At 59.1% G+C, this 20,443-nt stretch carries 16 protein-coding genes; 15 read left to right on the top strand and 1 reads right to left on the bottom strand.

Annotated elements, in window-relative coordinates:
• Positions 1 to 758: 758 nt before the first annotated feature.
• From Q1W15_RS08080 to fliJ, 14 genes are all read left to right on the top strand, one after another.
• A complete protein-coding gene (locus Q1W15_RS08080) occupies positions 759 to 1,688 on the top strand; it encodes a ketoacyl-ACP synthase III (RefSeq protein WP_300726034.1) in 930 nt (309 codons plus the stop codon).
• A 243-nt stretch (positions 1,689 to 1,931) separates the two neighbouring features.
• A complete protein-coding gene (locus tag Q1W15_RS08075) occupies positions 1,932 to 4,046 on the top strand; it encodes a flagellin (RefSeq protein WP_300726031.1) in 2,115 nt (704 codons plus the stop codon).
• Positions 4,047 to 4,199: 153 nt separating this feature from the next.
• Positions 4,200 to 5,561, top strand: coding sequence for a flagellar filament capping protein FliD (gene fliD / locus Q1W15_RS08070; RefSeq protein WP_300726028.1), 1,362 nt, complete (start codon positions 4,200 to 4,202; stop codon positions 5,559 to 5,561).
• 96 nt (positions 5,562 to 5,657) lie between these two features.
• The gene (fliS, locus tag Q1W15_RS08065) at positions 5,658 to 6,053 is read left to right on the top strand and encodes a flagellar export chaperone FliS (RefSeq protein WP_300726025.1); all 396 of its coding nucleotides are present in this window, start codon (positions 5,658 to 5,660) and stop codon (positions 6,051 to 6,053) included.
• Positions 6,054 to 6,071: 18 nt separating this feature from the next.
• The gene (locus Q1W15_RS08060) at positions 6,072 to 6,365 is read left to right on the top strand and encodes a flagellar protein FliT (RefSeq protein ID WP_300726022.1); all 294 of its coding nucleotides are present in this window, start codon (positions 6,072 to 6,074) and stop codon (positions 6,363 to 6,365) included.
• A gap of 177 nt (positions 6,366 to 6,542) precedes the next feature.
• Positions 6,543 to 8,018 carry a sigma-54 dependent transcriptional regulator gene (locus tag Q1W15_RS08055; protein WP_300726019.1) on the top strand — a complete coding sequence of 492 codons (1,476 nt, stop codon included), beginning with the start codon at positions 6,543 to 6,545 and terminating at the stop codon, positions 8,016 to 8,018.
• A gap of 118 nt (positions 8,019 to 8,136) precedes the next feature.
• Positions 8,137 to 9,321, top strand: a complete 1,185-nt coding sequence (locus Q1W15_RS08050; RefSeq protein WP_300726016.1) for an ATP-binding protein — start codon at positions 8,137 to 8,139, stop codon at positions 9,319 to 9,321.
• A 5-nt stretch (positions 9,322 to 9,326) separates the two neighbouring features.
• Positions 9,327 to 10,706, top strand: a complete 1,380-nt coding sequence (locus tag Q1W15_RS08045; protein ID WP_300726051.1) for a sigma-54 dependent transcriptional regulator — start codon at positions 9,327 to 9,329, stop codon at positions 10,704 to 10,706.
• Between the two features lie 209 nt (positions 10,707 to 10,915).
• Positions 10,916 to 11,248: a flagellar hook-basal body complex protein FliE gene (fliE, locus tag Q1W15_RS08040; RefSeq protein WP_300726013.1), complete on the top strand. Its 333-nt coding sequence runs from the start codon at positions 10,916 to 10,918 to the stop codon at positions 11,246 to 11,248.
• Positions 11,249 to 11,263: 15 nt separating this feature from the next.
• Positions 11,264 to 13,051 (top strand): flagellar basal-body MS-ring/collar protein FliF, encoded by a 1,788-nt coding sequence (gene fliF, locus Q1W15_RS08035; RefSeq protein WP_300726010.1) that lies wholly within the window; start codon positions 11,264 to 11,266, stop codon positions 13,049 to 13,051.
• Positions 13,044 to 14,066: a flagellar motor switch protein FliG gene (gene fliG, locus Q1W15_RS08030; protein ID WP_300726008.1), complete on the top strand. Its 1,023-nt coding sequence runs from the start codon at positions 13,044 to 13,046 to the stop codon at positions 14,064 to 14,066. Before fliF ends, fliG begins: the two co-directional genes overlap by 8 nt.
• Positions 14,067 to 14,843, top strand: a complete 777-nt coding sequence (fliH, locus tag Q1W15_RS08025; protein ID WP_300726005.1) for a flagellar assembly protein FliH — start codon at positions 14,067 to 14,069, stop codon at positions 14,841 to 14,843.
• Positions 14,833 to 16,191: a flagellar protein export ATPase FliI gene (gene fliI / locus Q1W15_RS08020; RefSeq protein WP_300726049.1), complete on the top strand. Its 1,359-nt coding sequence runs from the start codon at positions 14,833 to 14,835 to the stop codon at positions 16,189 to 16,191. Before fliH ends, fliI begins: the two co-directional genes overlap by 11 nt.
• A gap of 6 nt (positions 16,192 to 16,197) precedes the next feature.
• Positions 16,198 to 16,650 (top strand): flagellar export protein FliJ, encoded by a 453-nt coding sequence (fliJ, locus tag Q1W15_RS08015; protein WP_300726002.1) that lies wholly within the window; start codon positions 16,198 to 16,200, stop codon positions 16,648 to 16,650.
• Positions 16,651 to 16,737: 87 nt separating this feature from the next.
• On the opposite strand, the gene Q1W15_RS08010 is transcribed toward fliJ, so the two are convergent.
• The gene (locus Q1W15_RS08010; protein ID WP_300725999.1) at positions 16,738 to 19,674 is read right to left on the bottom strand and encodes an RHS repeat domain-containing protein; all 2,937 of its coding nucleotides are present in this window, start codon (positions 19,672 to 19,674) and stop codon (positions 16,738 to 16,740) included.
• Positions 19,675 to 20,035: 361 nt separating this feature from the next.
• On the opposite strand from Q1W15_RS08010, the gene Q1W15_RS08005 reads away from it, so the two are divergent.
• Positions 20,036 to 20,398, top strand: coding sequence for an Hpt domain-containing protein (locus Q1W15_RS08005; protein WP_300725996.1), 363 nt, complete (start codon positions 20,036 to 20,038; stop codon positions 20,396 to 20,398).
• Positions 20,399 to 20,443 lie beyond the last annotated feature (45 nt).

Raw genomic sequence — 20,443 nt, 5'->3', positions numbered from 1 at the left:
CCGTTTTCGGGGTTTAACCGGTGCATCGGTTTCGCTTTTACAGCGAGTCCCTTTTGTCAAACAGCCACAAAAGGAACCAAAAAGGCCTTGCCCCGACGTTCGGCCTTCGCTGCGCTCAGGTTCCCTCGCTCCGGTCCCGCTCCGAGGGCACGCCGAGACGGGCCATCCTTGGCCCGACACGGCTTTCCCGGCATCCATGCCGGTCAACCCTCTACGCAGAACCTGCTCTCGGCCTGTCGAAAAGGGGCTTGTAGATCAAGGTCAAGATCAACAGCGTGTGCGGCGTGTGCGGTGTGTTCCGTAGCAGTTGCCGAGCTGGGCGAGGCTACGTCCGATTGCGTAGCGATCGTGAAACCTGAGTCCCGGATCTATGAGGTACACCGCGCGGCCTGGTTTTACGACGCCTTCGGTGCCGGACGTAGCCTCGCAAGGCTCGTCAACGACTACGGGTTTTCTGGGGGGCGCTGCCGCTGGCTGGGTAAGGCCCGAAGGGGTTTCGCTCGCGCTCGACCGGTAACGGTATCTCTGCTCAGATCACTGTCCTTCCTGAAATCTTTTGTTAAAAACAGCACAAAATAGCGTGACCTATGAGTCATTAAGGGCATCTTCACTGTATCGTGTCGAACGTTCGGGCGAGTGCCGGGTCTTTTTCAGGCCTTTTTTTTGTAGTCAGGCGCTCACACACGCCCTCTTTATTGTCATCGCCCCTCGATTGTGCGAGCGGGTGATCTCCAGCTATTCAGTATTGGGAAGCCACAATGATTGGCATTAAAAGCATCGCCAGTTACGTGCCAGCAAAGGGGCTGGACAACTACGCACAAGGCGCGAAATTCTCCAAAGACGAAGAATTTATCATCGGCAAGATCGGCTCCGCCTTCTTGCCGCGCAAGGACGATGACCAGGAAACCTCCGACCTGTGTGTCGAGGCTGTCAACGCCTTGTTCGCCAACAACCCGCAGCTCAAGCGCGAATCCATCGATGCGCTGATTGTGGTCACCCAAAACGGTGACGCCGAAGGCCTGCCGCACACGGCCGCCATCGTGCAAGACAAACTCGGCCTGCCGACCCACGTGGCCGCGTTTGATATTTCCCTGGGCTGCTCGGGCTACGTGTATGGCCTTTACGCCATGAAAGGCTTTATGGAAGCGGCGGGCCTGAAGAACGGCCTGCTGGTGACCGCTGACCCGTACTCGAAAATCGTCGACCCTGAAGACCGCAACACCACCATGCTGTTTGGCGACGCCGCCACCGCTACCTGGATGGGTGAAGACGCCACCTGGCAGTTGGGCAAGGCCAAGTTCGGCACCGACGGCTCCGGTGCCCCGCACCTGAAAGTCAGCGACGGCGTGTTCTTTATGAACGGCCGCCAGGTGTTCAACTTCGCGCTGCTCAAAGTACCGGCGCATCTGCGTGAACTGCTGGACGAATCGGACCTGGTCGCGGCTGATATCGACGCCTTCTGCATCCACCAGGGCAGCGCCGCGATTGTTGACGCCGTAGCGCGCCGGTTCGAGGAAAGCGAGCCCGAGAAATTCATCAAAGACATGGTCGAGACCGGTAACACCGTGTCGTCGAGCATTCCGTTGCTGCTGGAACACCATGCGATGAACACCACCTGGAAGCGCGTTGCCCTCAGCGGCTTTGGCGTAGGGTTGTCCTGGGGTTCGGCCATCATCTATCGCCCGTAAGCTTCACGCGACACCCCCAACGCCCGTGGCCAAACACCACGGGCGTTTTGCATTCTGCCCACGCCGACAAAAAAGGGGCTAAGCCCCTGAAATACAAGGGGTGGCCTGCGGCCAGTAAAAAAAATCAAAAAAGCCCTCAAGCAACCCGCGTTCACGACGATAACTAATACGAAGGTTCTCTAGGCCACACCCGGCGGTTGCCAGGGCCGGAAGCCGCAGTATTCATCCAATGAGGATTTCGTCATGGCTTTATCAGTAAACACTAACGTCACGTCCCAGACCGTTCAGAAGAACCTGAACAAAGCCGGCGATGCGCTGAGCACCTCGATGAACCGTTTGTCTTCGGGCCTGAAAATCAACAGCGCCAAAGACGACGCCGCCGGCCTGCAGATGGCTAACCGTCTGACTTCGCAGACCAAAGGCATGACCGTAGCGATTGCCAACGCCAACAACGGCACCTCGATTGCGCAGACCGCTGAAGGCGCGATGCAAGAGTCGACCAACATTCTGCAACGTTTGCGTGAACTGGCCCTGCAAGCCTCCAACGGTGACAAAAGCGCTGCTGACCGTTCGGCCCTGCAACAAGAATTCACGGCGAAAACCGGTGAACTGACCCGTATCGCCCAAACCACCACCTTCGGTGGTCGTAACCTGCTGGACGGCTCGTTCCAGAACCAGTCCTTCCAGGTCGGTGCTGACGCCAACCAGACCATTTCGTTTGGCATGAGCGATGTGAGCGCTACGGGCCTGAAAGGCACTTTCAGTGAAGCCTCTGTCGCCGGTGCGGCCATGAAAAACCTGTCGGCCAGCACAACGGGTTCCGTGCTGAAAAGTGCCTCGTTTGGTCCTACGACTACGACGACCACCGTCCCTGCCGTTCCTGGAACCACGACTACGACGGCGACGGCTGTCGGGACAGCGGTGGCGGGTCTGGAAACGGCTACAAACTCGGTGGCGTTCACGCTCCCCGCCGACACACTGACGATTGATGGCAACGACGTAACGCTCACGGCTACCATGACCGGGGCTGAACTTACTGACGCAATTGAAGCCGCTGATGTCACTGGCAAACTGAAAGCAACTATCGATGGCACTACTGGGGCGTTGACGCTCACCTCGGATACCGCTTTTGAAGTGGGTGGTACTGCTGTCGGTAAAGTAGGCCTTACTGCACAAAATAATCCAGCCACTCCGACGACTACTGGTGGTACTCCCGCCAGCACCACGACCAAAACCGTAGGCCTCGCGGTCCCTAGCCTGGCGACTGGCGGTACCTCGAAGTTAGCGGCTACAGACGACATCACCATTAACAATAAAAAGGTGGGCGTTACCGCTGGCATGAGTGGTGCCGATCTTGCTGCGGCCATTATGACTGCTGACACAAGTGTGACTGCGGTGTTTGACGCAGGCAAAGGCGTTATGACGCTGACTTCCACTACAGGGGCTGTCGTTGTTGGCGGTGCTGATGCAGCCAAAGCAGGCCTTGCTGAAATTCCAGCTGTTGAAGGTCAAGGTCCTACTAAAGTAGGCACTACTGCGATGGAGAAGGAAGGTTCTATCACCGTCAATGGCCAAGAAGTGAAGTGGGACGCCGGTGACACGATTAATGATGTTTTGAAGACACTCAAAGACGTTGAAGGCATTGCATCTGCAACCCTGAATGCTGAAGGGCGTATCGAGCTTAAATCGACTGATGGGCAGGACGTTAAGCTGGCCAACGGTCAGGGCGGCTCGCTGGCTCAGTTGGGTCTGTCGGCCGGTACTTCTCAGGCCAAACTCACAGCCGATACCTCGATTGAACTGAACGGTGTTGAAGTCAAGTTCAAGAAGGGTGATACCGCGGATTCGATCGTTTCCTCGATCAACAGCGCCAGCACCGGCGTGATCGCCAGCAAGAACGCTGACGGCACCCTGAAGCTGTTCTCCAACAAAGACATCACGGTCAAGGATGGCGCAGCCGGTACGGGCCTTGAAGCACTGGGTCTGAAAGACGCAGCCGCTGCGGATAAGGGCACAGGCAAAACCACTGCCACTACCGTCGAAACCACCGTGTCTGACTTGAGCGTTTTGACCGCTGCTGACGCTCAGCGCACCGTCCAGGCACTGGCTGAGGCGATTCAGCAGATCGACACTCAACGTTCGGCGCTGGGTGCGGTGCAAAACCGTTTCACCAGCACCGTGGCTAACCTGCAAAGCATCTCCGAGAACTCGAGCGCCGCACTGGGTCGTGTTCAGGACACCGACTTCGCTTCCGAAGCCGCTGAGTTGACCAAGCAGCAAACCATGCAGCAGGCGTCCACCGCGATCCTGTCTCAGGCCAACCAACTGCCGTCCGCTGTGATGAAGCTGCTTCAGTAATCGTCGCGTTCGGTTGAGTACAAAAGGGCGCCTTAACGCGCCCTTTTGTTTTTTCGGTAGGCAGCGGTGCAAGGTGGCATGAATCGTGATGCACTGTGCAGCCTCGGCTCTGCTCGCCAATAAAGCGCCAGCCACCGGAACAGGAGAATTCAGATGGCCAGTTCAACCATTACGGGTATCGGCTCGGGTTTTGACACCATCGGCATCGTAAAAGCCTTGGTGGATGCCGAGCGAGCCCCCAAATTCAGCCAGATCACCAAGCTGCAAACCAGCACCACCACGCAATTGTCGGCGGTGGGCACGGTGAAGGCCTCGCTTGAAACCTTTCGTACCGCCATTGGCAAGCTCAGTGGTGTAGCCAATTTCAACGGACTGGTGGCGACGTCGTCCGATGAAAAAATTTCCAAAGTGACCATTGACGACAAGGCCTCGGCCGGCAAGTACGCGCTGGATGTCACCACCCTGGCCACCGCGTCCAAAGTCACCAGCAAGGTGTTCGAGGGCGGCGGTTCAGCCGTGGTCAATGCGGGCACTGAAAGCACCACCTTGACCATTTCGCAGTCCGACAGTGATTACGATGTGGTGATTCCGGCAGGGGCTACCCTGCAACAGACCCGTGACGCCATCAACACGCAACTGCAATCCAAAGGCATCAGCGCCAACGTATTGAGCGACGCCAATGGCGCGCGGCTGGTGATCAGTTCGCAGACCACGGGCAAAGGCACCGACATCACCATCGGCGGCAACTCCGAGCTGTCGACCGGCTATGACGCGGGCAAGCCACCCGTGAATGCGGTGTACAGCATCGACGGCATTGCCATGGAGTCGTCGAGCAACAAAGTCACCTCGGCCATCAGTGGCGTGACCCTGGAGCTGATCGATACCAAACCGTCCACCATTAACGTGGTGTCTAACACCGACACGCTGAAAACCTCGGTGCAGTCGTTTGTCTCGGCCTACAACGCGCTGATGACCAGCATCAACGGCCAGACCAAAGTGAGCGCCACGGGCGATGCGGCGACCACCACGTCCGGTGCCTTGACCGGCGATGCGTCGATGCGCCAATTGGTCAGCGGCATTCGCAATGAGCTGCTGCAAAACAGCAGCGAGTCCAGTGTCGGAAATCTGTCACAAATGGGCATCAGCACCGACGTAAAAACCGGCCTGCTGACATTGGATGACAGCAAGTGGAACGCCGCGGTGGCGACCAAGAACGGCCCGGCCGAAATTGCCAAGGTGTTCACGGGCACCACCGGCCTGGTGGCGCGCATGAACAAGGCCACCGAGGCGTATGTGGGCACCACGGGGCTGTTGGCGGCTCGCGCCACGGACCTGAATGACAAGCTGACGGACCTGACGACCCAAGTGTCGGACCTGGACCGGCGCATGGAAGCCCTCAAAACCACCCTCACCGCCAAGTACACGGCGATGGACGGCATGATCGCGAAGATCAACGCCAGCAGCTCCAGCATCATGACCACGCTCAACTCGCTGAATAACCGTAAATCCGACTGATTTCAGCCGGGCCCGGCGCTAAAGTTTCAGGCCTGAACGTCGACATAGAGATCAAGCTCCAGCCATTTTTGCCTGTCACTGTAATGAGGTAGAAACATGAACCCGATGCGCGCCCTTCGTCAGTACCAGAAGGTCAATTCCCACGCCCAGATTTCTGAAGCCAGCCCCCATCGTTTGATTCAAATGCTGATGGAAGGCGGCCTGGAGCGCATGGCACAGGCCAAAGGCGCGATGAGCCGTGGCGATATCGCGCAAAAGGCCCTGTTGATCAGCAAGGCCGTCGACATTATCGGTGGCCTGCGTCAGGGCCTGGATGCCGACAAGACCGACGACAAAGCTGCACTGCAGCAACTCGATGACCTGTACGAATACATGACCGTGCGCCTGACCCTGGCCAATGCGCAGAACGACCCGGAAATCATCGATGAAGTGGCTCGCCTGCTGATTACGGTGAAAAGCGGCTGGGATGAGATCGCCCCACACTCAATGTAATGGCCGCAGGAGAGTGTCATGAGCCAATTGCAACGTATTCAAGAAACCCGTGTCGCGCTGATCGATGCCCTGGCGGAACGCAACTGGGATGCCATCGGCGAACTGGACTCGGCCTGCCGGGCCTGTGTCGAGACCGTGCTGGATGAAGAGCAGGTCAATGAGGCCGTGTTGCGCGAGAATCTGGAAGGGTTGTTGGTGGTGTATCGCATGCTGCTGGAAGCGGCGACCGATGAGCGGCAACAGGTCGTCGAGCAAATGTCACAGATCAATCAAGCAAAAAGTGCTTCAAAGGTTTACCATCTCTTCGGTTAAGGCTTAAGAAAGATGTGGTTAATTGGCGCACCTTGCGTCATAAATTTGACTGTGAACATAATTTTGACTTAACTAGCGCGTATTCTGTTTTAGTCGTCCCACATGCCCAACAGGGCGGGGGCGGCGAGTGTGCCCAATTATCCTGGGCATTGAGTTGACTAGGGAAGTTGCTATTGCATGTGGCGTGAAACCAAAATTCTGCTGATTGATGACGATAGCGTTCGCCGCCGTGATTTGGCGGTAATTTTAAATTTTCTCGGTGAAGAAAATTTAGCCAGTCCTAGTGATCAATGGGAACAGGCCGTCAGTGTTTTGTCGTCCAGCCATGAAGTGCTCTGTGTGCTTGTGGGCACGGTGAGTGCTGCGGGTGGGGTTTCTGGCTTGCTCAAGACGCTCGCTGTGTGGGATGAATTCCTGCCGGTACTGCTGTTGGGTGATATTTCGTTGGTCGATCTTCCTGAAGACCAACGCCGCCGTGTCCTGTCCACCCTCGAAATGCCCCCCAGCTACAGCAAATTGCTGGATTCGCTGCACCGTGCTCAGGTGTACCGCGAGATGTACGATGAGGCGCGAGTGCGGGGGCGCCACCGCGAACCCAACCTGTTTCGCAGCCTGGTCGGTACCAGCCGAGCCATTCAACATGTACGTCAAATGATGCAGCAAGTCGCTGACACCGACGCCAGCGTGCTGATCCTCGGTGAGTCCGGCACGGGCAAGGAAGTGGTCGCGCGCAACCTGCATTACCACTCCAAGCGCCGCGATGCCCCGTTTGTGCCGGTCAACTGTGGGGCGATTCCTGCCGAGTTGCTTGAAAGCGAACTGTTCGGCCATGAGAAAGGTGCCTTCACCGGCGCGATCACCAGCCGGGCCGGGCGTTTTGAGCTGGCCAACGGCGGCACCCTGTTCCTTGATGAAATTGGGGACATGCCACTGCCCATGCAGGTCAAATTGCTGCGGGTGTTGCAGGAACGCACCTTTGAGCGCGTGGGCAGCAACAAGACCCAAAGCGCGGACGTGCGCATCATTGCCGCCACCCACAAAAACCTTGAGAGCATGATTGAAGTCGGCGCGTTCCGCGAAGACTTGTATTACCGCCTCAATGTGTTCCCGATTGAAATGGCCCCGCTGCGCGAGCGCGTTGAAGACATTCCGTTGCTGATGAACGAATTGATCTCGCGCATGGAACACGAAAAGCGCGGGTCCATTCGCTTCAATTCGGGCGCGATCATGTCTTTGTGCCGCCATGCCTGGCCGGGTAACGTGCGCGAACTGGCCAACCTGGTGGAGCGCATGGCGATCATGCACCCCTATGGCGTTATCGGCGTGGCGGAGTTGCCGAAAAAATTCCGCTACGTGGACGACGAAGACGAGCAACTGGTCAACAGTTTGCGCAGTGACATGGAAGAGCGTGTGGCCCTCAACCACAGCGCGCAAGAAGTCATGGCGACGGCGCAGTTGCCGCCCGAAGGGCTGGACCTCAAGGACTACCTGGGCGGGCTGGAGCAAGGGTTGATCCAGCAGGCGCTGGACGATGCCAATGGCATCGTTGCCCGCGCGGCCGAACGCCTGCGTATTCGCCGAACCACCCTGGTTGAAAAAATGCGCAAGTACGGCATGAGTCGCCGCGACGGTGAAGAGCAATCCGAGGATTGATCGGGCATTGCGCCGTTAAAGGTCGCGACCCAGCGCGCGCTTGCAGAGGTAGGCATGGGTATTGCACTCCTTGGCACAACGCACCGTTTTATGACGGTCAGCCAAGCGAGAACCTGCCATGCCTCACACTGCTCAATCCTCCCTGGTCTCTGCCCCGTCTACGCCAGCGCAGCTGGAGCAGGCGTTCTCGCTGTTCAATGAAATGTCGAGCCAGTTGTCGGATTCCTACAGCCTGCTGGAAGCCCGGGTCACCGAGCTAAACGGTGAGCTGGCGCGCGTCGGTGCGCAACGCATGGCGGAACTGGCGGAAAAAGAACGGCTGGCCAATCGCCTGCAACACCTGCTCGACCTGTTGCCCGGCGGCGTGATCGTGATTGATGACCGTGGCCACGTGCGCGAAGCCAACCCGGCGGCCTGTGAGTTGTTGGGCCTGCCCCTGGAAGGCGAGTTGTGGCGCCATGTGATCACGCGCTGTTTCGCCCCCCGCGAGGACGACGGCCACGAAGTGTCCCTTAAGGACGGGCGGCGGTTGTCGATTGCCACCCGCTCTCTGGGCACCGAGCCTGGCCAGTTGGTGCTGCTCAACGACCTGACAGAAACCCGGCGCTTGCAGGATCAGCTCGCCCGTCATGAGCGGCTGTCATCGTTGGGCCGCATGGTCGCCTCCCTGGCTCATCAGATCCGCACACCGTTGTCGGCCGCGCTGATTTACGCCAGTCATTTGACTGAGCAGGCTCTGCCTGTGGAAACCCAGCAGCGTTTTGCCGGGCGCTTGAAGGAGCGCCTGCATGAGCTTGAGCACCAGGTGCGCGACATGCTGGTGTTTGCTCGTGGCGAACTGCCATTGACTGACCGGGTGACCCCCAAGGCCTTGATGCAGGCTCTGCAAGCGGCAGCGCAGACGCAGGTTCAGGGGGTTGCCGTGCGCTGGCAATGTGACGCGTATGCCGGGCAAGTGCTGTGCAACCGCGACACACTGGTGGGCGCGATCCTCAACCTGATCGAAAACGCCTTGCAAGCCGGGACGCCGCAGGTGCGCCTCAAAGTGCACCTGTACGCGCGCGGCAGCACGTTGCGGCTGTGCGTCAGCGACAGCGGCAGCGGCATCGAGCCCCAGGTGCTGCAACGCCTGGGCGAACCATTTTTCACCACCAAGGCCACGGGCACCGGGCTTGGGTTGGCGGTGGTCAATGCCGTGGTGCGTGCGCATCAGGGCGATATTCACCTGCATTCGCGGCGGGGGCGCGGCACCTGTGTGGTGCTCGGCCTGCCCTTGATTCCTGCTGCAACGGAGGCCTGCTGATGGTGATGCGTATTAATGTGCTGTTGGTCGAAGACGATGCGGCCCTGCGCGAAGCGCTGGCGGACACCTTGTTGTTGGCCGGCCATGGTTTTCACGCGGTGGCGTCGGCCGAAGAAGCGCTGCAGGCGGTGACCACGCAAGCCTTCAGCCTGGTGGTCAGTGACGTCAATATGCCGGGCATGGACGGGCACCAGTTGCTCGCCCGCTTGCGCGCCACGCAGCCGCAATTGCCGGTGTTGTTGATGACGGCCCACGGGGCCGTGGAGCGGGCAGTGGACGCCATGCGCCAGGGCGCGGCGGATTATCTGGTCAAGCCGTTCGAGCCCAGGGCCTTGCTCGACCTGGTGGCTCGCCATGCCTTGGGCAGCCTGGGCGTGGCCGAGACCCAAGGCCCGGTCGCCGTTGAGCCGGCCAGTGCGCAATTGCTTGAACTGGCGGCACGGGTGGCGCGCAGTGATTCAACCGTGCTGATCTCCGGCGAGTCGGGCACCGGCAAGGAGGTGCTGGCGCGCTACATTCACCAGCACTCGCACCGAGGCAATCAGCCGTTTGTGGCGATCAACTGCGCAGCCATCCCCGACAACATGCTCGAAGCCACCCTGTTCGGTCATGAGAAGGGCGCGTTTACCGGTGCCATTGCGGCGCAAGCGGGCAAGTTTGAGCAGGCCGACGGCGGCACGTTGCTGCTGGACGAAATTTCGGAAATGCCCTTGGGCTTGCAGGCCAAATTGCTGCGGGTGCTGCAAGAGCGTGAAGTGGAACGAGTGGGCGGGCGCAAGCCGATCGTGCTGGATATTCGCGTAGTGGCCACCACCAACCGTGATTTGGCGGGCGAGGTGGCGGCGGGGCGTTTCCGTGAAGACCTGTACTACCGATTGTCGGTGTTCCCGCTGGCCTGGCGTCCGTTGCGCGAACGCACGGCCGATATTCTGCCGCTGGCAGAGCGGTTGCTGGCCAAGCACATCAGCAAGATGAAACACACCGCCGTGCGTTTTTCGCCGCAGGCCAAAGCGACCCTGACGGCCTATCCGTGGCCGGGCAATGTACGTGAGCTGGACAATGCGATTCAGCGCGCGCTGATTTTGCAGCAGGGCGGGTTGATCGAGGCCCCGGATTTTTGCTTGGCCGGGCCAGTGGCGTGCGCGCCCTTGTCGCCGGTGAGCAATGCCGGGCCGATTGAGGTGGCCGAGTCGGCAGGCGCGCTGGGTGACGACCTGCGCCGCCGCGAATTCCAAATGATCATCGACACCCTGCGCGCCGAGCGCGGTCGCCGCAAGGAAGCCGCCGAACGGCTGGGCATCAGCCCGCGCACCTTGCGCTACAAACTGGCGCAAATGCGCGATGCCGGTATGGACGTCGAAGCCTACCTGTTCGCCGCAACGTGAACGGTAGGCGCAAGCGGGCTCCCGATCGTTTGATCCGTTTAAAAGATCGCAAGCTGGCGAGCACCGACAGCGAGTGTGCAGTTCGTCGCCTGCGACGTTTTGTAATGTTAATCGTGCGAAAACGACAAAGAGCTGGCACCCTTGTTGCTATAGCTCATCCATCGCGGTGTAGGCGTCAAAAAAATGCGGGTCGTCGGAGGTAGTCATCCATGAGCCAAGGTGTTGAATTCAATCGATTGATGCTGGATATGCGGGCCATGCAAATGGACGCCATGTCGCAATCGAAACCCGCTGTGCAAGCCGCTCCTGAAGCGGGTGCTGCCAGCTTCTCTGACATGCTCGGCCATGCGATCAACAAGGTCAGCGAGACGCAGCAGGCGTCTAGCCAGTTGTCCAATGCGTTCGAGATTGGCAAAAGTGGTGCAGACCTGACGGACGTGATGATTGCTTCGCAAAAGGCCAGTGTGTCCTTTCAGGCCTTGACCCAAGTGCGTAACAAGCTGGTTCAAGCGTACCAAGACATCATGCAGATGCCGGTTTAAGGGCGATATCAAGTCATGGCAGATGCACTCCCGGATAAGGTTCCGGCCAACGCAGGCACCCCCGGCAGTAAACTGCCGCGGTTTGGCCTGTCATTTCTCGACAACCTGGCGGACATGACCATGTTGCGTCAGGTCGGCCTTATGGTCGGCCTGGCGGCGAGCGTGGCCATCGGTTTTGCCGTGGTGCTGTGGTCGCAACAGCCCGACTACCGGCCGCTGTACGGCAGCCTGGCCGGGATGGACGCCAAGCAGGTGATGGACACCCTGGCCAACGCGGACATCGCTTACACCGTCGAGCCCAACTCCGGGGCCTTGCTGGTCAAGGCCGATGACGTGTCCCGTGCGCGCCTCAAACTCGCTGCCGCCGGTGTTTCACCGACCGACAGTAATATCGGCTTTGAAATTCTCGACAAAGACCAGGGCCTGGGCACCAGCCAGTTTATGGAGGCCACGCGCTATCGCCGGGGTCTGGAAGGTGAGTTGGCCCGCACCATCTCCAGCCTCAATAACGTCAAGGCGGCCCGGGTGCATTTGGCCATCCCCAAAAGCTCGGTGTTTGTGCGCGATGAGCGCAAGCCCAGCGCTTCGGTGCTGGTCGAGTTGTACGGTGGCCGTTCGCTGGAACCCGGCCAGGTGCAGGCGATCATCAACCTGGTGGCCACCAGCGTACCTGAGCTGACCAAATCGCAGATCACGGTGGTCGACCAGAAAGGCAACTTGCTGTCGGATCAGGCGCAGAACTCTGAAATGATGATGGCCGGCAAGCAGTTCGACTACAGCCGCCGCATGGAAAACATGCTCACTCAGCGCGTACATAACATTCTGCAGCCGGTGCTGGGCAATGACCGCTATAAGGCAGAAGTGTCGGCCGATGTGGACTTCACGGCCGTCGAGTCCACGTCCGAGCAGTTCAACCCCGACCAGCCGGCGTTGCGCAGCGAACAGTCCACCAGCGAGCAGCGCACCGCCAGTAATGGCCCGCAAGGCGTGCCGGGGGCGTTGAGCAATCAGCCGCCAAGCCCGGCCACCGCCCCGCAACAGGCCGGTCAGGCGGCGGGCGGCGCGGGCATGATTCAGCCCGGCCAGCCGTTGCTCGATGCCAACGGTCAGCAAATCATGGACCCGGCCACCGGCCAGCCGATGCTGGCCCCGTACCCGGCCGACAAGCGTTCGCAGTCGACCCGTAACTTTGAACTGGACCGCTCCATCAGCCACACCAAGCAGCAGCCAGGCCGGGTCAATCGGCTGTCGGTGGCGGTGGTGATCGATGATCAGGTCAACGTCAACCCGGCCAACGGTGAAATCACCCGCGCGCCCTGGACCACCGATCAACTGGCGCGCTTTACCCGGCTGGTGCAGGACGCCGTGGGCTTTGATGCCAGCCGTGGCGACAGCGTCAGTGTGATCAACGTGCCGTTTTCGTCGGAACGCAGCGAAGTCATTGCCGACATTCCGTTCTATTCCCAGCCCTGGTTCTGGGACGTGCTCAAGCAAGTGCTGGGCGTGGTGTTTATTTTGGTGCTGGTGTTTGGCGTGTTGCGCCCGGTGCTCAACAACATCACCGGCCACGGCCGCAACAAGGGCGTGGCGGGTATTGGCAGCGATGCTGAAATGGGGGGCATCGCCGGGCTGGATGGCGAACTGGGCAACGACCGCGTCAGCTTGAGCGGCCCGCACAGCATCTTGTTGCCGAGCCCGAGTGAAGGGTATGACGCTCAATTGAACGCCATCAAGAGTCTGGTAGCCGAAGACCCGGGCCGCGTGGCCCAAGTTGTGAAAGAGTGGATTAACGCCGATGAGTGAAAACCGAGCCGCCCTGAACGCCAAGCTGACCCGCGTGGACAAAGCTGCGATTTTGCTGCTGTCGCTCGGCGAGTCCGACGCGGCGCAAGTGCTGCGGCACATGGGCCCGAAAGAGGTTCAGCGCGTGGGCGTGGCCATGGCGCAGATGCGTAACGTGCATCGCGAACAGGTTGAGCAGGTGATGAGTGAGTTCGTCGAAATTGTAGGCGACCAGACCAGCCTCGGCGTGGGTTCCGACAGCTACATTCGCAAAATGCTCACCTCGGCACTGGGCGAAGACAAGGCCAATGGCCTGATTGACCGCATCCTACTGGGTGGCAACACCAGTGGCCTGGACAGCCTGAAATGGATGGAGCCCCGCGCGGTGGCGGATGTCATTCGTTTCGAACACCCGCAAATCCAGGCCATTGTGGTGGCTTACCTCGACCCCGATCAGGCGGGCGAAGTGCTGGGCCATTTCGATCAGAAGGCACGGCTCGATATCATCCTGCGCGTGTCGTCGCTCAACACCGTGCAACCGGCGGCGCTCAAGGAGCTGAACCAGATTCTGGAGAAACAATTCTCCGGCAATTCCAACGCGGCACGCACCTCGCTGGGCGGGATCAAGCGGGCGGCGGACATCATGAACTTCCTCGACAGTTCCATGGAAGGCCAGTTGATGGACTCGATTCGCGAAGTCGACGCCGACCTGTCCGGCCAGATCGAAGACCTGATGTTTGTGTTCAACAACCTGGCCGATGTCGACGACCGCGGCATTCAAGCGCTGCTGCGCGAAGTGTCCTCGGACGTGCTGGTGCTGGCACTCAAGGGCTCGGACGAAAACGTCCAGGAAAAGATCTTCAAGAACATGTCCAAACGGGCTGCCGAATTGCTGCGTGACGACCTGGAGGCCAAAGGGCCGGTGCGTGTCAGCGATGTGGAAACGGCACAAAAGGAAATCCTCACCATTGCCCGCCGTATGGCCGAAGCCGGAGAAATCGTTCTCGGCGGGAAGGGCGGCGAAGAGATGATCTAAGTGAGCAACGGTGAGTCGCCCGGTGATGTAATCCGCGCCAAGGATGTGGGCGCTTTCGACGTGTGGGGGCTGCCCAGCTTTGACCCCTGGCAGGAACAGCCCGAGGTGTTTGAGCCCGAGCCGGAACCCGTTGAAGCGCTGCCCGTCGACAGCGAAGAAGTGCCGCTGGAAGACGTTCAGCCGCTGACCCTCGAAGAGCTCGAAAGCATTCGCCAGGAAGCCTGGAACGAAGGGTTTGCGGTGGGCGAGAAAGAAGGCTTCCACAGCACGCAACTCAAGGTTCGCCAGGAAGCCGACGTGGCCCTGACCGCCAAGGTTGCGAGCCTGGAGCGGTTGATGGCCAGCTTGCTGGCACCGCTGGCCGAGCAAGACCACCAGCTGGAAAAAGCCATGGTCGGGCTGGTCGAGCACATGACCCGGCTGGTGATCCAGCGCGAACTCAACACCGACTCGACCCATATCGCGCAGGTGCTGCGCGATGGCTTGAAGCTGCTGCCGATGGGCGCTGAGAACATCCGCCTGTTTATCAACCCGCAGGACTTCGATCAGATCAAGGCCTTGCGCGAGCGCCACGATGAACGCTGGCGCATTGTTGAAGACGACAGCTTGCAGCCGGGGGGGTGCCGTATCGAGACCGAACACAGCCGTGTCGATGCCAGTATTGAAACCCGTATCAAGCGGGCAATGAGCCAATTGTTTGACCAGTTGCATGAACAGGCCGTGCACCCGCTAGCGCCGGATATCGATGTCGACCTGGACGCGCCCGATGCGCCTTAAGCGCACCAGTTTTGCCAAGCGCCTGGGCACGTACGCCCCGGCGGTGTCGTTAACCGCCCAGCCGGTGGTCGAAGGCCGGCTGTTACGCATGGTCGGCCTGACCCTGGAAGCCGAAGGCCTGCGTGCGGCAATGGGCAGCCGTTGTCTGGTGATCAACGATGACAGCTTCCACGCGGTGGAAGTCGAAGCGGAGGTCATGGGCTTTTCCGGCAGCAAAATCTTTCTGATGCCGGTGGGCAGCGTGGCTGGGATCGCGCCGGGTGCGCGGGTTGTGCCGTTGGCCGATACCGGGCGTTTGCCCATGGGCATGAGCATGCTCGGGCGTGTGCTGGACGGTGCCGGGCGGGCGCTGGACGGCAAGGGGCCGATGAAAGCCGAAGACTGGGTGCCCATGGACGGCCCGACCATCAACCCGCTTAAGCGCGACCCCATCAGCGTGCCACTGGATGTGGGCATTCGCAGCATCAACGGTTTATTGACGGTGGGCCGGGGTCAGCGTCTGGGCCTGTTTGCCGGTACGGGCGTGGGCAAGAGTGTGCTGCTGGGCATGATGACCCGCTTCACCGAGGCCGACATTATTGTGGTCGGGCTGATTGGCGAGCGGGGCCGGGAGGTGAAGGAGTTTATCGAACACATCCTCGGCACTGAAGGCCTCAAGCGTTCGGTGGTGGTGGCATCGCCTGCCGATGACGCACCGCTGATGCGTTTGCGCGCGGCCATGTACTGCACGCGCATTGCCGAATACTTTCGAGACAAGGGCAAAAATGTCCTGTTGCTGATGGACTCCCTGACCCGTTTCGCCCAGGCCCAGCGGGAAATTGCCCTGGCCATTGGTGAGCCGCCTGCCACCAAAGGCTACCCGCCGTCGGTGTTCGCCAAATTGCCCAAACTGGTGGAGCGCGCCGGGAATGCAGAGGCCGGTGGCGGTTCGATCACCGCGTTCTACACCGTGCTGTCTGAAGGCGATGACCAACAGGACCCGATTGCCGACTCGGCGCGGGGCGTGCTCGACGGGCATATCGTGCTATCGCGGCGGCTGGCTGAAGAGGGCCATTACCCGGCCATTGATATCGAAGCGTCCATCAGCCGGGTGATGCCGTCGGTGGTCACCGAAGAGCACATGCGCCGAGCCCAGCAGTTCAAACAACTGTGGTCGCGCTTCCAGCAGGCGCGGGATTTGATCAGCGTGGGGGCCTACGTGCCTGGCGGCGACCGCGAAACCGACACCGCCATTGCCCTGCAACCGGCGATGGTGGCGTACCTGCGCCAAGGCCTGAACGATAACATCAGCCTGGGCGAAAGCAGTGGCCATCTGGGCTCGATCTTCGCCCCAGCGGCGGGTGGTTAATCGCTGATGGCCAGTGGTGGAAGAGCCGCGCGTCTGACGCCCGTCGTGGACATGGCCGAGAGCGCCGAAAAAGCGGCGGCCCAGCGCCTTGGCCATTTTCAGGGCCAGGTCAACCTGGCCAACAGCAAACTGGGCGATCTGGAAAACTTTCGCAGCGAATACCAGTCGCAATGGGTCGACCGCGGCAGCCAGGGCGTGACGGGCCAGTGGCTGCGCAACTATCAATACTTTCTCAGCCAACTGGAAACCGCGGTGGGCCAGCAGCGCCAAAGCCTGGTGTGGCACCAGAACAACCTCGACAAGGCCCGCGAGACCTGGCAACAGGCCTATGCGCGGGTTGAAGGGCTGCGCAAGCTGGTGCAGCGTTACGCCGACGAAGCTCGCCAACTTGAAGACAAGCGCGAACAAAAACTCATGGACGAACTGTCCCAGCGGTTGCAGCGCAGCGAGGCTTGGTAATTGAAGTGCGCCCCAGCTCTTTGCGCGACCGCGCGGCGTCGAAGACGGGGCGGCCGCTCCTACATAACTAACCGCTATGTGGTGTGCTCATTTTCTGATGGCTTGAGTGAGTTTGAATTGATTTTTGCTGATTTCAGTGACTTTGAATTTGGCTTGCATTGAGAATACATATTCATGTTCATTATCGTTTTTGTATATGCCCGTGATATGAGCTGCTTCGCCCTCCATTTCAAGGATTACGCCATCACCCCTAAATGATTCTGCAACTTTTTTGCTGGTGGATGCAGCCAGAAAGTTTCCGGCGATGTAGTCCCCGCCATTATTTGCCAACTCGGCTAACTCGGCTACATCTGCAAATGGTGTTCCTCTCCAGACAGATATTTTCGTTTTTTCGTTTTGTATTTTCTTTTCAAATAGTGTTGATAAATCTTTTTGTGATAGGTCTCCAAGCTCTTTTACTTTGCTTTTCAAATCATCTTGACGATGGAACATAACCTCATCACGCCCGACAAGGTCCGCGATGATTTTATCGCCCATGCTGCCGCGGCCCTCAGGTACTTTCCCGAATTTTATGTACCTGAAACCTGTCTCACTTGCCCATATGTAATCCAACGCGTCAGACACAATATCAATGGCTCTTTCTTCCTTGACTCTCTTCTCTTTCTTCTTTTCAGTGGCTTGTTTACTGGCTGAGGCATTTCTGATGGCTTCAAGCCCGGCTTTTGGATTTGCAGGGTTGCTCATCACAGCTTTCACAATATCCGTTGCGACACCTGCTGCCTTGGGATGGTGCTTGATAAGATTTTTTTTGAGTTCTGCTGCACTGAGCTTGCTGTCGCTCTTCAGCTTTTTTTGGACCAGTGACAGATATGAACTTTCTTCAAACGGGCCCAAACCGCCTATATCCTTTAACGTAACCGGGTTGTTTCTGACCATCCGATAAACGTTAAGCCCGTCTATAATTCCCGCTGGGTCCGGGTTGATCCAGCGATTAAGCCACGGTGCGTAATACCGGAAGCCGTAATAAACAAGCCCGGTGGCATCCCGTTCCTGCCCTGAATATCGAACCACTTTATAGCGGGCTTCAACGTCACTTCGGGCGGCGTGCCATGCTGTTCCACCAAACGGGTAATAGCCTTCGCGGCTGATGACCAGGCCGTTGTTGTCCAGTTCCAGCGCGACACTGCCCACGTAATCGCCGATCTGATAACGCACCTGATTATCGGGAATGTCGTCAGGCTTATTACGCGTCCAATGCAGTACACGAACACTGGCGTGCCCGGCCGATACCGTAATGACTTCCAGTGCTTCATCGGTGGCCGTGTTGCTGCGTATCTCAATACCGGGCAAGTAACGCACTTCAGCGGTGTGCATCACGCTTTTGGCCAATGTCGTGGCAACTTTGCGCACGCGGCTGTTGTTTGCGTCGTAGATATAGCGTTCGTCATCATCAATGCTGTCGGTGCGCCGTACCTGTACCACGCGTTTTAACTGGTTGCGCAGGTCCCATTCCATGGGCTGGCCGGGTGCCAGAAACTGTTGGTTGCCGTTGGCATCAAACCCTGCCTCGAAGTCAGGGTCAGGTTGCCCCTCAAGGTGCACCATACTGCGGTTGCTGTTGGGGGCCACCGCCAGGGTGCGGGTGTACGGGTCTGAGCCGGTTTGGCGCTGTTCGAGCAGATTGCCGCCCGCGTCATAACGGTAGGTGTGGGTGTAGGGCAGCACGACGCTGTCGTCCCCGGTGCCAGGCAGCGCCAGCAGCCTCGGTAATTGAGGGCCACTATCGTCACCGGCGCTCCTGCGCCCGGTGGCGGTTATCAACTGATCGAGCGTGTCGTAGCTGTAGGTGCTGACGCCATCAGTGCGGCGGTTGGCGAAATGCTTGACGGGCTCCAGCTTGTCTTCGAAGCGCACCACATTACCGACCGGGTCATGGGCGTAAATGCTGTCTTGCAACAGTGTGCCGTCTAATCGTTGGGTTTTGATGCGTCGAGGGCGTTGAGTGCGCGAGCCATACTCAAGGGTGTGTGTCACTTGGTTGGCGTACACCTCGCGCACGGGGTTGGCGACGGCGTCATAGTCAATCTGGCTGACCAATTGCTGTTCGTCGTGGCCGCTTATTTGTAGCCACACGCTTTTCAGTTGCCCGTCCACTGTCCATGTCTGGCGTTGCGTGTGGCCGCGTGCATCGGTTTGGCTCAGTTGCCCGCCGACGGCATCGTATGTCTGGGTGGTGGTGTAGGCGGTATCTGTTTCAAGCCGTTCATCGCGAGCCGTTTCGTTCTCAGGCCAGTCAATATCGTCCGGCGACTTTACAAAGCGACGTACCTGACTCAAGGCTTGGCCAGCCACGCCGAACGCGGGAAATATCAGCGTCCCGGCCGGATCGTCATGGCGTATCAGTTGGCCGCGTCGGTTAGCTCCGGTGTCATCGTTGCTGGCATAGGTCATGCGCTCAACGCAGCGTATGTCGCCGTCTTCAGCCTGTTCAAACAGTGCAACAGGCCGTAGCCACTGGTCATAAACGGTCGTGTGCTGGCTGTTGCGGCTGTCCCATGTGTGACGTTTTTCAGCGGCTGCACCGAAGAGCCCTACTGTCCATCCCGCATCAACCGTATCGCTGGCCAACACTTTGGAGCCGAGGTCATAAACCATCTGCAGGTTGGGAGCGATGCTTTCACCCCTCTGCGCTTTGGCCCCCAGTCGAGCATCCCACTGCGCGGTATTACGCTGGGCGCTGTCGTAGGCATAGCGCTCGATACGGGCCTCGGCCTCTGAGCCGATGGCTGATCGACAGTAGCGTACCGTGCGTGTCAGTAGCCCGCGAGGGTCGATCACCCCCAATGTGGGTGTCTGTTGGTGTAGCGTGGATGTGAGCGCGGTGACTAGCAGAGCAGGCATGGTGTTCTCGCTGGCAAAAACTCTGGCAAAAAACTTGTAAGGTTTTTCTTCCCCGACTGTAGGTTTAGACCTCTTTTGCGGTATCCGCAAGTTAGCCCATGCAGCTGTAAAAATGCGCTTCAACGGCAGTCGCTTGGCGAAGCCGGGTGGGTGTCAGAAGAGGTTGATGGCCATTTGCAATCATTGGGCGGGTGGACGTACACTCTGTCGCCTACACGCCCCTTGTCGTTCGAAATGTCGCTGATGATGATCTCAGTTGCTTCGGTAAGCCATTGCCATTAAGTATTCCGGTCAGGCTTTATTCCGACGGCGGGCAGTGTCGTGCGCTGGATTGGCTGGCCGGCTTTAAGTATCGTGCCCCCACGCCGCAACGCTTGACTCGCTGCCTGATCGGCTGCAACGGTGGGTGGCCGCAGCGCGTACGTGGAGTTTTCATGGAGGGGTCTGGCATAATCGGCCTCGTTGTTGATCAGGGAGTGAACAAGTGACTGATATTCATATGGATTCAACCGTGCTTTGTGCGTTGCGAGAGGTCATGGAAGCCGGGTATGCCGACTTGCTCGACACTTTTTTGGCGGATTCCCAAGAGCATCTGGCTCGCTTGCACAACGCTCAGGATGCCAGTGAGTTAGCAAGGGTCGCGCACAGTTTCAAGGGCAGCAGCAGCAACATGGGCGCTCTTCGTTTGGCGCTTTTGTGCGGCGAGCTTGAAGACAGCGCTCGCAAAAGACCGCTGTCAGGTCTCGCAGAACTGGTGGGCAAGATCGACTACGAATTCCAGCATGTGCAACGCCTGTACAAGCTCGAGCGCCAGCGTTGTGGCTCCCCTAGCCTGATCTCGCGATGAAGGCAGTCGAGCTGGCCCGAACCTTGCTGTAAGTCTCTGACCTGT

Source organism: Pseudomonas sp., from assembly GCF_030150285.1.
Classification (GTDB): Bacteria; Pseudomonadota; Gammaproteobacteria; order Pseudomonadales; family Pseudomonadaceae; genus Aquipseudomonas.
This window is presented reverse-complemented; position numbering and strand designations above follow the sequence as displayed.

Coding starts and splice junctions, on each gene's coding strand:
- Q1W15_RS08075 (WP_300726031.1), top strand. CDS start 1,932: ATGGCTTTATCAGTAAACACTAACGTCACGTCCCAGACCGTTCAGAAG.
- fliE (WP_300726013.1), top strand. CDS start 10,916: ATGAGCCAAGGTGTTGAATTCAATCGATTGATGCTGGATATGCGGGCC.
- fliG (WP_300726008.1), top strand. CDS start 13,044: ATGAGTGAAAACCGAGCCGCCCTGAACGCCAAGCTGACCCGCGTGGAC.
- fliJ (WP_300726002.1), top strand. CDS start 16,198: ATGGCCAGTGGTGGAAGAGCCGCGCGTCTGACGCCCGTCGTGGACATG.
- fliD (WP_300726028.1), top strand. CDS start 4,200: ATGGCCAGTTCAACCATTACGGGTATCGGCTCGGGTTTTGACACCATC.
- fliF (WP_300726010.1), top strand. CDS start 11,264: ATGGCAGATGCACTCCCGGATAAGGTTCCGGCCAACGCAGGCACCCCC.
- fliI (WP_300726049.1), top strand. CDS start 14,833: ATGCGCCTTAAGCGCACCAGTTTTGCCAAGCGCCTGGGCACGTACGCC.
- Q1W15_RS08050 (WP_300726016.1), top strand. CDS start 8,137: ATGCCTCACACTGCTCAATCCTCCCTGGTCTCTGCCCCGTCTACGCCA.
- Q1W15_RS08055 (WP_300726019.1), top strand. CDS start 6,543: ATGTGGCGTGAAACCAAAATTCTGCTGATTGATGACGATAGCGTTCGC.
- Q1W15_RS08080 (WP_300726034.1), top strand. CDS start 759: ATGATTGGCATTAAAAGCATCGCCAGTTACGTGCCAGCAAAGGGGCTG.
- fliS (WP_300726025.1), top strand. CDS start 5,658: ATGAACCCGATGCGCGCCCTTCGTCAGTACCAGAAGGTCAATTCCCAC.
- Q1W15_RS08060 (WP_300726022.1), top strand. CDS start 6,072: ATGAGCCAATTGCAACGTATTCAAGAAACCCGTGTCGCGCTGATCGAT.
- Q1W15_RS08045 (WP_300726051.1), top strand. CDS start 9,327: ATGCGTATTAATGTGCTGTTGGTCGAAGACGATGCGGCCCTGCGCGAA.